Source organism: Aneurinibacillus soli, from assembly GCF_002355375.1.
Classification (GTDB): Bacteria; Bacillota; Bacilli; order Aneurinibacillales; family Aneurinibacillaceae; genus Aneurinibacillus; species Aneurinibacillus soli.
Genome location: NZ_AP017312.1, coordinates 868059 through 880000, shown reverse-complemented (window position 1 = coordinate 880000; position 11942 = coordinate 868059). Strand labels below are relative to the sequence as shown.

The window sequence follows — 11942 nt, the reverse complement described above, 5'->3', positions numbered from 1 at the left end:
ACTCTCCAATAAAGTTGAAAAGATGATTCGCTGAGCTCGAAAGCTAGCTTATAAATAAATCGAAATTGATTGAACTCGCACACTCGAGTTTCACTGTTCAGTTTTCAAGGAACTTCTTTATCGCTTCACCGCTTTTCTGCGTTTCATCGGCGACTTCTATATCTTATAACATCTCAAATATCTTTGCAACACTTTTTTTAGTGATAAATTAAATTGTTTTTCAAGCAAAGTATTCTTTTGAGATAGAATTACATCTTACCATCAGATAAGATAGCAGACAAGACTTTTTTTCATTACAAATAAACCCATATACTACTCTTCTCAATGATCTTATCCCATCTTCACAAAAAAGAACCCGATGCACCATGCATCAGGTTCTTTCTAATACAGCCAGCTCTCCGTATTACAGGTTAGCTTGGCCTGGACGCCAGTTAGCCGGGCAAAGACCGCCAGATTGGAACGCTTGGAGAACACGCAGAGTTTCGTCAACACTGCGGCCAACATCGTTGTGGTGAACAACAGAATATTTCAGAACGCCTTCTGGATCGATGATGAACAGGCCGCGAAGCGCGATACCTTGCTCTTCGATCAGTACGCCGTAGTCACGGGATACTTTGTGAGTAAGGTCAGCAGCGATCGGGAAGTTCAGCTTGCCAAGACCATTCTCATCACGAGATGTGTTGATCCATGCACGGTGAGAGAATTTGCTGTCTGTAGATACAGCAAGAATTTCGGTATCGAGCTCTTTGAACTGCTCAGATGCATCGCTCATCGCTGTAATTTCAGTTGGGCATACGAATGTGAAATCAAGTGGGTAGAAGAACATAACTAGCCATTTGCCTTTGTAATCAGACAGCTTAACTTCACCGAAGTTTTCGCCATCACCGAGAGCTGTTTCCATGCGGAAATCAGGAGCCTGTAAACCTACAATACGTTCTGCCATATGTAACTACCTCCTAAAAGTGGGATTATTCTAATCCGGGAAGACCCAGAAAAGTTGATGTGTTGTTTAGTACAGGATCATCATATCAAGCAACATGATAATAGTCAATACAAAATTGTAATTATTTTAATTAAGATTTTGTATACCTTATTTGTACACTTAGTAAAGTACTCAACTATTGAGAAAATATACCGGACTCTTTCACTCGCTGCACAACATCACGCAGCACATCTGGAGGTTGCACAAGTGCAATTCGCACGTATCCTTCACCCTGTTCGCCAAATGCACTCCCTGGAATGACAACTACCCCTGTTTTCTCCAGCAGTGTGAAGGCAAACGTCTCAGATGTCCACCCCTGCGGTACGCGAGCCCAGACAAACATCGTTGCTTTTGGCTTCGGAATGCTCCAGCCAGCCTCGGCCAGCCCATCCAGAAGCGTATCCCGGCGTTCCCGATAGCGCGCGGCATTGCCGTTATCGCCCGGATGCTCGATATCATGCTCCATTGCCACAATCGCTGCTTCCTGTACAGCAAGGAAAATACCGTAGTCAATGTTAGACTTGATCACAGCCAGCGGTCGGATTACCTCTCGATTCCCTACTATGTACCCTACCCGACATCCTGCCATATTAAAACTTTTGGACAAAGAATTAAATTCGACGCCCACATCTTTTGCTCCTGCTGTTTCCAGAAAACTAGGCGGACGGTACCCATCAAACGCCAGCTCCGAATATGCCTGATCGTGCGCGACAATAATGTTGTTCTCACGTGCAAAGGCGACCGTCTTCACAAAAAATTCGCGATCGGCTACCGCTGCGATCGGATTATTCGGATAATTAAGTACCATCAGCTTTGCCCGACGGCGAATCTCTGCTGGAATCTGCGTATAATCCGGAAGAAATCCATTCTCTTCTTTCAACGGCAACGGATAGATCTCTCCACCTGCGAGCGACACACTCGCAAAATAAATCGGATAGCCAGGGTCCGGCACAAGTACCACATCACCATGATCAATAAAACCCTGCGCCAGATGTGCCAGTCCATCCTGCGATCCCATAAGCGATAGCACTTCATGCTCGGGGTCAAGCTCCACATCAAAACGGTGCTTGTACCACTTCGCGGCTGTCGTCCGAAAACGAAGCGAGCCTTCTGATGTTGGATATCCGTAATTCGCCGGATTTTGCACTGCACGCGCAAGCGCATCCATAATAAACGGTGCGGGTGGATGATCCGGACTGCCAATGCCGAGATCAATTACGTGCGTACCGGACGCCTCCACCGCGCGCTTGCGCCGATTCATTTCTGTAAAAATCGCCGAGCTTAAGCCAGCAAGACGACTTGATGGTTGAATCCATTGTTCTGTCATGTCGCTCTCCCTATGTCCACTGTTTCGCCATGTCATCTTCTTTGAAGCCGACTGTTACCTTACCGGCTCCTACAATAAGCGGTCGCTTAATCAACTTGCCGTCAGATGCAAGCAAATCGAGCATGTCATCCTCGGACATGTCTTTCAGTTTATCTTTCAGACCAAGCTCACGGTATGACTGACCACTTGTGTTGAAGAATTTCTTAAGCTCAAGTCCGCTCTGCTGCCAGTAAGTACGCAGCTCCTCCTTGGCTGGTGGCGCATCTACAATGGCAATGTCTTCATATGCTATATCATTTTCATCCAGCCATTTTTTCGCTTTGCGGCACGTGCCGCACTTATTATAGCCATAATAGCGAATGCTCATCTCACTCATGTTACAGTCCCCCTGTATTCCCTTATATTGCTACGAACTATTATACAACAAAAATTTAGTTGTCGAATAATCGCATATGTAGAATGAAGGTTACGTCCGCTCAAGCAACACCTGCGGAATATGTAAATTCGGGTGTGGCACAACCAGTGGACGGATTCCGTACACATCCGCCAATAAATCTGCCTCCATGATTTCTTCTACCGAACCGCTGCCTATCACGCCACCCTTCTTCAGTAGCATAAGTCGATCACAATATTGAGCCGCCAGATTCAGATCATGCAGTACCAGAAGTGCCGCTCCACCTGTCTCCTGTTGCCAGCGCCGCAACAAGTCAAGAATCCCGATCTGATAGCCAATATCCAGATACGTCGTCGGCTCATCAAGCAACAGTACTTCAGGCTCCTGCGCCATCGCACACGCAATCGCCACCCGCTGCCGCTCACCACCACTTAGCATATCAAGCGGCTTGCAAGCCAGTTCCGTAAGCCTGGTGCGGACAAGCACCTGCTGTACCACTTCTTCATCCCTGGCTATTTCTTTCTTCCACAGCCTCTGGTGCGGATACCGCCCCATCTGCACGGCTTCCGATACGGTCAGCGGTAGCGGAGCAAGACCGTCCTGACTAACGACTGCTATCTTGCGCGCCAACTGCTTCGAACTATAAGAAGAAAGGGCCTGACCGTCCAGAAGAATCTCCCCTTCATTCGGTACAAGCAGGCGGGATAGCACTTTAACGAGTGTGGATTTCCCACAACCATTCGGGCCCATTACACCGAGTGTCTCGCCCCTTTTTATCTCCAGACTGATCCCCTTAAGTATGTGCCTACTTCCAATTGTAAGCGAAATCGAGTTCGCTAATAGCATCCCACCGTCTCCTTTACCAGAAGTTTTTACGCCGTCTGCGCAGCAAATACGCAAAAAATGGAGCCCCTAAAAACGCTGTAATGACGCCGATCGGCAACTCCTGTGGATCAAGCACAGTACGCGCCATCGTATCCGCCACTACCAGAAGAATCGAACCCGCTACCGCCGATACTGGGAGCAAAACCCGATAATCAGAACCTGCGACTGAACGCATCATATGCGGGATGATCAGACCGACAAACCCGATCACACCTGATACTGCTACCGTAGCTCCTGCGACAAGCGAGGCAGTTACCAACAACACAAATCGGACTCGCTGCACATTCATCCCGAGATGATGTGCCTTTTGCTCGCCAAGTGCCAAAATATTTAACTCCCGGGAACACAGCCACATAACCGTAATGCCCCCAAGCACATACGGAGTAATGACCACATCAGATTCCCAGTCAGCAAGTGTCAGGCTTCCCATCATCCAGTACACGATATTCTGCATTTTCTCCCCGGACATCGAAAGAAGAAGAGACAGGCCCGCCCCGAGAAACGCTTGCACGACTACGCCGGACAGCAGCAATGTCTCTACCTGAATCGTCCCATTGATGCTCGCCAGCCGATAGACGACAAACAGGGTTAGGAGACCGCAGATGAATGCCACAAACGGAAGGGTCCATGAACCGAATATACTCAAACTGCCACCAAATAGAATAAACGCCGCCGCTCCAACTGATGCGCCCGAGGAAACGCCCAATATGTACGGGTCTGCAAGCGGATTGCGCAGTACCCCCTGATACGCCGTTCCCGCAGCGCCCAGCCCGGCCCCGACCAGTACAGCAAGCATAATGCGCGGCATCCGAATCTCCCATACGATTGTCTCCGCTGCCTGTGTCCAATCCTTCTCAGCCAAACCTACAAACATAAAATGGGACATCATAATTTTCCATACTGAACCGATAGACAGATCCGCACTCCCGACAGATACACTGCCAATCACCACCACAACAAGCAGACAAAGAAGGGGAAGCAGCCATACAGTAAGCCGCCTCCCCCACCCCAGTTGATCTCGCTTCATGCTCATTCCGCCCTACTACTTGAACAGGTCCGGATGCAGAGCGCGGGCGACTTCTTGTAATCCCTGCGTAATGCGCGGTCCTGGCCGGGTTACGACATCAGAGTCAAGCGCCTGTACTCGCTTGGTCTGTACTGCTTTTACTTGCTGCCACGTTGGGCGTTTTAAAATTTTGGCAGTCGCTTCTTTATCGTAATACCCATATGTATTTAAAATAACATCCGGATTGCGTTCCAGAACTTTTTCTTCTGATAGCTTCTTCCAGCCTTCTACATCAGCGGCGATGTTCTTGCCGCCCGCAAGTGTTACCATATCATCAATAAACGTACCCTTACCTGCTGTGAACAGCGACGGGTCTACTTCCACCCATACTTTCGGTTTCTTCTCATCTGGAATCGCCTTTACTTTTTCCTGCACAGCCCGTACATCTGCCTGCATGTTCTGAACAAGCTTATCTGCCTCTCCGGTATGTCCTGTTGCCTCGCCGATAAGCCCGATCGATTTGTATACTTCGTCAATATTTTTTGCTTCTGTTACGAGCACAGTAAGTCCGGATTTGCGCAATGCAGTAACAGCGTCGCCGCTACTGCTGTCCGCGAGCACCAGATCCGGATTCAGCGCGACCACTTTTTCTTTATTTACTTTCAAGTCGCCGACTTTTTCCTTTTTGGCGGCTTCTGCTGGATAGTTATCATAGTTAGATACCCCAACAATTTCATTACCTGCACCAACTGCAAACGCAATCTCTGTCGTACTTGGAATGATTGAGACAATTCGTGTCGGCTTTTTCTCTATTTTCACATCTGTGCCGCTTTTGTCTTGTAACGTAATCGGGAAGCCGCCCGCTGTTTGCGAAGGCGCTCCCGCCTTTTTATTTGTATGGTCGGCTGATTGAGGAGCCTGTCCGCATGCGGTTACGAACAGTATCATCGCAAGCCCCATCCATACAATCAATCGATTTGCTCTCATCCGTCTCTCTCCTCTCTCTTGGCAAAAGTGCAAACACCCGCCTCCCCAGTGGAAGGCGGGCATCCGATTACAGCGCTACACACTCATCTCTACTTCATAACCAGAGAATTTGCGTATGTTCAATACGCCTCCCTTAAAAATCATGTACTGCCCTTTTATTCCGATCAGTTCATCTTCAATGACGGGCTGCTTGTCCAAATTATACGCTTTTACTTTTGTAATCTGTTCAAGTATGGGATAGACAATGTCCAACCATTCATCTTCCGCGATCTGATACGATTGGAACGCTTCTGGAAAATGCGCATATAGCTCGTCCCGCACCGCAAGCAGATCAACAAGTGTCACATCGCCCTTAAGCATCTTCCGCCAGTCCGTCTTATCCGCCACGAACTGTGTCAGATGGACCTCAAGCTCGCCTGCCAGCTTACGATTCGGCACTTCCGCGATGGGAATTGCTCGCACTGCCCCCTGATCTACCCAGCGCTTACGCTCATTATGCTTACGGGTTAGCCCAACCTTAACCCCGCTGCTCACCGCAAGATAAACATAATGGGGAATCATACAATGGGCTTCACCCCATTCCGGGTCGCGGCATGTGCCAAGATGATGATGACACTCATTCGGCTTCACAATGCACAGATCATTCTCTGGCAGCTTCGTGAAGCACGGATAGCAGTACCCGCTGTTGTACGTCTTCTTAATCGAGCGCCCACAGGAGATGCAGGCAATCCGTTCAAGGAATGCAATGCGCACCGTCTTGCCCATCCACTCATTCATCACGATGGTATCATCTCCAAGCGTGAGCAAATATTGAATCGGATTTTCGTAACGGTGCGTAAATCCGCGCAGGAAGCCCCGACAGGCGATTGTTTTCTCGCTCATACGTTACGCCTTCTCCGGCACGTTGATTACTTTACGTAAGAACTCACGCGTCCGTTCATTTTTTGGATTCGTAAATACATCTTCCGGTCGGCCTTCCTCCATAATGATGCCCTGATCCATAAAGATCACACGGTCGCATACATCACGAGCAAATCCCATCTCATGTGTCACCACAATCATCGTCATGCCTTCCTGGGCAAGCTCTTTCATAACCGCCAGCACTTCACCTACAAGTTCCGGGTCCAGTGCCGAAGTTGGCTCATCAAACAGCATTACCTTCGGATTCATCGCAAGCGCCCGTGCAATCGCTACCCGCTGCATCTGGCCGCCCGACAGACGATCTGGGTAAATGTCTGCCTTGTCAGCTAGTCCTACCTTTTTGAGCAGTTCTATTGCTTGTTTACGCATTTGTTCTTTGTCTTTCTTTAATACTTTGATCGGTGCGAGCATCACATTCTCAAGCACAGTCTTGTGCGGGAACAGATTGAAGCGCTGGAATACCATGCCCACTTCCATCCGTACCTGGTTAATGTCTACTTTTGGATCAGCCAGGTTATGCCCATTTACAATAATCTGCCCGCTTGTCAACTCCTCAAGTCCGTTCAGACAGCGCAGAAATGTACTTTTTCCAGACCCGGACGGACCGATGACACTGACTACTTCCTTCTCGTTAATTACACAGTCAATGCCTTTCAGAACTTCCAGGCTTCCATAATATTTATGCAAGTCTTTCACTTGAATCATTCAGGTCTAGACCCCTTTCTTACTGTCACATATTCTTTTAATTGTAAGGAAAAATCGTTAATTTGTAAAATACAAACCCTGTTTCATTGTACGGGAGCGCCATAAGAAAAACCAGACGAAAAAATCGTCTGGTTATGTCTGAATTTTATTCACTTCTTGGATCTTATCTGTACGTACCACTGCCTGCTGTCCTCCTGATGTATTCCTCTTACCAAAGCGAATCCGGCTGATCACTAGAAGCAGCAGGGGGATGATAAACATCCAGATGGGTGAAGTAAGAAACCGAACCTCTGACATATATCGAGTCTGGTCTAGTGTGTTACTAATGGACACTTGAGACAGGCCAATAATCAAGAGACCAAGCGGAAATGTAATCGCTTTCCGATCTTTTATCCCCGTCATCTGCGCCACTCCCTGGACGAGCATATAAAAAATAAGACTAAATTCAACGACCGTAATCATAATATAGATCCCTAAAAATAGAAGATCAAGTCGTTCAATAAACTCGCCAATCTTAATAAAACGAATCGCCTGGATGAATGGGTATGTAGAAATTCCCACTGTCTCTTTGCCCAGAACTCCGACTGTTATAAATACGCGGTATGCCAGATAAAAACCACTGATTACAATTGCCAGTAAGGGTGAAAAAAACTTTGGCCGTTTTCCTCTCACATACGGCAGGATACTGGAAAACAGTACGACTTCTCCCATCGGAAATACGTACTGCAAATACGTAGCATAAGCAATCTCGCCAACAGGATTATCAAAAAACGGAAATACGTTTTCGATTTTCGCTTGTCTAATCAGGAAAAAGTTAATAAAAACAAGGATAAATACATAAATGGGAAATGCCATCTGAGTAAATCGAGCAATCGCTTCAATCCCAGCATACACTACATATACACCCACAAGCACCATCGTGATCGTATACGCCTCAACTGGAATTTCCGGAGTCAAAACCGTAACGACAAACTCCCCAAAAACTCTCGGCAGCATCATGGAAATTTCGATGGTAATATACATATAGACAATACCAATCAGTATTCCACCCCACCTCCCCAGAATTGTCTTCCCATACTCATAAGGAGTCTGTCCTGGGTGTCTCCTTTGCAGCTCCTGAATAATAAGAAAGGTTACGATACTAAATGGAATCACCAATAGGTTTGCAATCACTCCATCCTGACGTACCAATGCAAAGTCCGAAGTCAAATTGCTCGCTAGCCCCGTTATAAACACAACCATAAGAATAAACAGCTGTCCCCATGAAATTCGCCCATCTTCAAGCATAGGTTAGCTTCCTCCTTGCAGTTTAATACCAAAGAGCGAGAACGTTAGTCGTTCAGATAACGGTCCCATCCAGTGAAACAAATAGTTCATAAGAGGAGGAATATCCAGCAAAAGATGAGCAGCAATGATTGAGATCGCTAGTATGCTAATAACCGAGAACACAATTAATTCTTTCCGCTCTTTCTGCCTTTTAAGATTACGCATCGTTACGACGAAGTGAATCAGAAATACGATAAACAGCAGAAACCAGATCAATCGGCTCCGCCCCTTTCCAATTGTGTAATCATACCGTAGCGAAGATTATTCCATACAATCGTAACCGTAACCGGAATTTCAGGATAAATTCGCTCCCATTCCTTCTTGTGCGTGCGCCAATATTCCTTATGCTGTCGATGGACAAGCTGATCGAATGCGAAAACATCGGTCTTTTTTTCTTTTTGCATTTTAGTTAGCAACTGCTGTATATTTTGCTGCACGAACATATCTAGTTCCTTTTTTAATTTCTCCTGAGTCTTCGGGTCTTTCAGATTGAATTCAGTATCACTTTCCATTAAGGTAGCGCTAGTTTGTAATTCAATTGAAACATGCGGAATATCATTACGAATCTCGACCTGTGGCTTTCGCTTCTGAATACGTAGCTCAACAGCGGTTTTTGCTTCATCTCCTGTTGTTTCTTTATGAAGCGGAATCGAAATCACGCTACCTGGCTCCACATCCGTAATCTTACGAATCCAACGTAGAGAACGTAACTCCTCAGGAGCCAGGTCTGTCTCGTAAACCCCATTTTTAACCACAGCACCCCCGCGAATTTCAATGAAGCTTTTTTTCCCCTGCGAGGTTTTGCGAACTATACTTGTAACAAACGTACGCGATGGACTTGTATAGCTGTTCATCATATCCCGGAACATAAGTGTGGCTGACTGTGCATACTCCGCCTGATTACTGATAATGCCAATCAGTTCATCAGAAATGGCAATTTCGCTCCCCGCTTGGGACGTAATAATTTCTTTAGCGGAATTTTGTGCGATAAGCACCCAACTGGAATACCTGTTCTCCCGATTTCGGGCAAAAAAGTCGATTACCTCTCTCAAGTGATTATCCTTCAGCACATCTTTTCCAAGTACAATGACTTTGCTATGAAACCAGATCAATGTGCCCGATGTAAAAGCACGTAAATTCCGGGCGGCCTCCATAACGGTATTGCCGGAAGCTGTTGCGATATACACAGCATCTGGTGATGACGGTTTATTTTTTTCTTTGGCCGGCTTTAACGACTGAATCGTAATGACGAACTGCTTTTTCTTCTCGTCATAGTCAACTCCACTTGCCAATACGACATTCAGCCTGTTCAATTCACGGACCGCCAAGCCCCCGGAAGATGTTCCACACCCCTGAAGCAGCGGGAGAACCATCAGCCACATTGCCCATAAAAAAAATGCTCGCCGCTTCACTGTTTTCCTCCCTCCTCACTCATCGGCTTCCGATTCGGTCCATGTCTTTGTATGTCTTTCGTCTGAATATAAGCCGGGCGCATCTTACGGCGGCCAAACGGGAGAACGAGCACTTCACTCCCCCACATCCGTACATACGCTGGAGCGACCGGTGCCATATATGGAACACCAAACGAGCGCAAAGAACACATGTGAATCCCAAGCACAACAAGTGCAAGTGCAATCCCGTATAACCCAAGACTTGCCGCAATAATCATGATCGGAAAACGGAGTAGGCGCGTAGACATAGAGAGATTAAACGCAGGAATGGTAAAGGTCGCAATGCCTGTAAACGCTACGACAATGACCATGGCCTGTGAGATTACCCCTGCTTCCACAGCGGCCTGGCCAACGACCAGCGCTCCTACGATACTGACAGCCGAGCCCACCGGACGTGGCAGGCGAACGCCTGCTTCCCGTAAAATTTCAAATGAAACTTCCATTACTAGTGCTTCGACAAGAGCGGGAAAAGGAACACCGGAACGTGCCGAAATAACCGTCAACAACAACGGCGTCGGAATGAGCTCCTGATGAAAGGTCGTAATCGCCACGTAAAGAGACGGGCCAAGCAGTGAGATCAGAAAGGTAAACGTTCTGAGCAATCGAATAACCGCAGAAAAATAAAAGCGCTGATAATAATCTTCGCTCGCCTGCATAAAATCAAAAAATACAGACGGCACGATCAAGACGAACGGAGTGCCGTCAATAATAATCGCAATCCGCCCCTCACTTAGTGCCGACGCAACTTTATCTGCCCGCTCGGTTGATAAAATCTGCGGAAATGGCGAATACACCTCATCTTCAATTAACTCCTCTAACTCCGCACTCTCAAGCAGCACATCAATATCAATACGGTTCAGACGGTCATGCAATTCAGCCAGTACGTTGTCATCTACGAGATCACGTATATACATCAGACAGACAGCCGTATGACTGCGGTGACCAAGCTTGATCATTTCTGATTTCAAATCAGGCGTGCGCAATCGTTTACGGATGAGTGCCGTATTATCCTGTAACTTCTCGGTAAACCCTTCGCGCGGACCGCGCACGAGCGGCTCTGCCTCCGGCTCGGATACAGAGCGAGTGGGATATCCCGGTGTAATCACAGCAACAGCATGCTGCATACCATCAATATGAACGACCGTACAACCGGATGTAATCATTTCCACCATTGTTTTGAAATCTTTGACCGGAGCGAACTTCTTCGCGGTCAGCACTTCTTCCTCGATGTTCTTAAGGAATGGGCCCGGTCCCATATCAAGCAATGGATGTAGAATATGTAGATCAACAACCACTTCATTAACCAGATCATCCAAAAAATAAATCGCACCACATAGCGGCGCTTCCTCATCTTTTTGAGTCCGTACAAAACGAAGCGAGTGGGCGACAAACACATCCACATTATCGAACGCTTCCTTCAAACGTGCTGTATTCACTTCACTGGATGGATCAATCCCAATTTGATCAAACGGCGGAAGCTGCCGATCATCCTCTTTGGATGCTGTAGCGTCAGGCGATGACTGCTTTTGTTCTTCCCTGCCATCATCCTGTTTATTTTTTGACTTGAGCGTTTTTGGCTTCTTAAAATCAACCATGGCAGTTCCCCCGTTTCTTCCCAAAGAATCATTTACTAGCGTGTGCAGTGATTGACAGATTATACAATCTACAATTTTTTACGCTCGCTTGACAATTGGATAAAGGGACAACATAATGAAAGTACTTATACACAATGCGTTGACGAGGACTAGTACGACATACGCCCAGCGATCAGAGAGCGAATCCATGGCTGCGAGATTCGCCGTATGGCATGTCCGAACCTCCCTCTGAGTGCTGGCAAATGAAGCTAGCCGGGGTTCCCTCACCCTGTTACCAAAAAGGAGAGCGGGCGCATATCGACAATCATGCGTCAATCAAGGTGGTACCACGGAAGCTAGCCTTTCGTCCTTTTATTTCGATAA

The 11942-nt window shown here is 47.2% G+C and carries 12 protein-coding genes, 1 rRNA gene and 1 other annotated feature (1 of these 14 only partly in view); all 13 genes read right to left on the bottom strand.

Translation table 11 applies throughout. The features are described from left to right. Positions 1 to 12, bottom strand: a 16S ribosomal RNA gene (locus tag CB4_RS04465); it reaches 1526 nt to the left of the window's first position. Positions 13 to 403: 391 nt separating this feature from the next. Continuing rightward, on the bottom strand, positions 404 to 943 hold the full coding sequence (locus CB4_RS04460) for a peroxiredoxin (protein ID WP_096463770.1): 540 nt from the start codon (positions 941 to 943) through the stop codon (positions 404 to 406). 175 nt (positions 944 to 1118) lie between these two features. After that, a complete protein-coding gene (locus CB4_RS04455; protein ID WP_096463769.1) occupies positions 1119 to 2309 on the bottom strand; it encodes an LL-diaminopimelate aminotransferase in 1191 nt (396 codons plus the stop codon). Between the two features lie 10 nt (positions 2310 to 2319). Then, entirely contained in the window at positions 2320 to 2676 is a 357-nt protein-coding gene (locus tag CB4_RS04450) for an arsenate reductase family protein (protein ID WP_096467625.1), read from the bottom strand. A 99-nt stretch (positions 2677 to 2775) separates the two neighbouring features. Next, the gene (locus tag CB4_RS04445; RefSeq protein ID WP_096463768.1) at positions 2776 to 3549 is read right to left on the bottom strand and encodes an ABC transporter ATP-binding protein; all 774 of its coding nucleotides are present in this window, start codon (positions 3547 to 3549) and stop codon (positions 2776 to 2778) included. A gap of 13 nt (positions 3550 to 3562) precedes the next feature. Then, a complete protein-coding gene (locus CB4_RS04440; protein ID WP_096463767.1) occupies positions 3563 to 4615 on the bottom strand; it encodes a FecCD family ABC transporter permease in 1053 nt (350 codons plus the stop codon). 15 nt (positions 4616 to 4630) lie between these two features. After that, complete coding sequence (locus CB4_RS04435) at positions 4631 to 5581, bottom strand: ABC transporter substrate-binding protein (protein ID WP_157737786.1); 951 nt, start codon at positions 5579 to 5581, stop codon at positions 4631 to 4633. Between the two features lie 75 nt (positions 5582 to 5656). Beyond that, positions 5657 to 6463 carry a DUF2797 domain-containing protein gene (locus CB4_RS04430; RefSeq protein ID WP_231956144.1) on the bottom strand — a complete coding sequence of 269 codons (807 nt, stop codon included), beginning with the start codon at positions 6461 to 6463 and terminating at the stop codon, positions 5657 to 5659. A gap of 3 nt (positions 6464 to 6466) precedes the next feature. Then, positions 6467 to 7207, bottom strand: coding sequence for an amino acid ABC transporter ATP-binding protein (locus CB4_RS04425; protein ID WP_096463765.1), 741 nt, complete (start codon positions 7205 to 7207; stop codon positions 6467 to 6469). A gap of 132 nt (positions 7208 to 7339) precedes the next feature. Beyond that, on the bottom strand, positions 7340 to 8494 hold the full coding sequence (locus CB4_RS04420; RefSeq protein WP_096463764.1) for a GerAB/ArcD/ProY family transporter: 1155 nt from the start codon (positions 8492 to 8494) through the stop codon (positions 7340 to 7342). 3 nt (positions 8495 to 8497) lie between these two features. Next, complete coding sequence (locus tag CB4_RS04415; RefSeq protein WP_096463763.1) at positions 8498 to 8749, bottom strand: hypothetical protein; 252 nt, start codon at positions 8747 to 8749, stop codon at positions 8498 to 8500. Continuing rightward, a complete protein-coding gene (locus tag CB4_RS04410; RefSeq protein WP_096463762.1) occupies positions 8746 to 9945 on the bottom strand; it encodes a Ger(x)C family spore germination protein in 1200 nt (399 codons plus the stop codon). The genes CB4_RS04415 and CB4_RS04410 overlap by 4 nt, the downstream gene beginning before the upstream one ends. Then, the gene (locus tag CB4_RS04405; RefSeq protein ID WP_096463761.1) at positions 9942 to 11579 is read right to left on the bottom strand and encodes a spore germination protein; all 1638 of its coding nucleotides are present in this window, start codon (positions 11577 to 11579) and stop codon (positions 9942 to 9944) included. Before CB4_RS04405 ends, CB4_RS04410 begins: the two co-directional genes overlap by 4 nt. Before the next feature lie 130 nt (positions 11580 to 11709). Further along, positions 11710 to 11933: a binding site (T-box leader), on the top strand. Positions 11934 to 11942: the final 9 nt, after the last annotated feature.

Coding starts and splice junctions, on each gene's coding strand:
- CB4_RS04460 (WP_096463770.1), bottom strand. CDS start 943: ATGGCAGAACGTATTGTAGGTTTACAGGCTCCTGATTTCCGCATGGAA.
- CB4_RS04455 (WP_096463769.1), bottom strand. CDS start 2,309: ATGACAGAACAATGGATTCAACCATCAAGTCGTCTTGCTGGCTTAAGC.
- CB4_RS04450 (WP_096467625.1), bottom strand. CDS start 2,676: ATGAGCATTCGCTATTATGGCTATAATAAGTGCGGCACGTGCCGCAAA.
- CB4_RS04445 (WP_096463768.1), bottom strand. CDS start 3,549: ATGCTATTAGCGAACTCGATTTCGCTTACAATTGGAAGTAGGCACATA.
- CB4_RS04440 (WP_096463767.1), bottom strand. CDS start 4,615: ATGAAGCGAGATCAACTGGGGTGGGGGAGGCGGCTTACTGTATGGCTG.
- CB4_RS04435 (WP_157737786.1), bottom strand. CDS start 5,581: ATGAGAGCAAATCGATTGATTGTATGGATGGGGCTTGCGATGATACTG.
- CB4_RS04430 (WP_231956144.1), bottom strand. CDS start 6,463: ATGAGCGAGAAAACAATCGCCTGTCGGGGCTTCCTGCGCGGATTTACG.
- CB4_RS04425 (WP_096463765.1), bottom strand. CDS start 7,207: ATGATTCAAGTGAAAGACTTGCATAAATATTATGGAAGCCTGGAAGTT.
- CB4_RS04420 (WP_096463764.1), bottom strand. CDS start 8,494: ATGCTTGAAGATGGGCGAATTTCATGGGGACAGCTGTTTATTCTTATG.
- CB4_RS04405 (WP_096463761.1), bottom strand. CDS start 11,579: ATGGTTGATTTTAAGAAGCCAAAAACGCTCAAGTCAAAAAATAAACAG.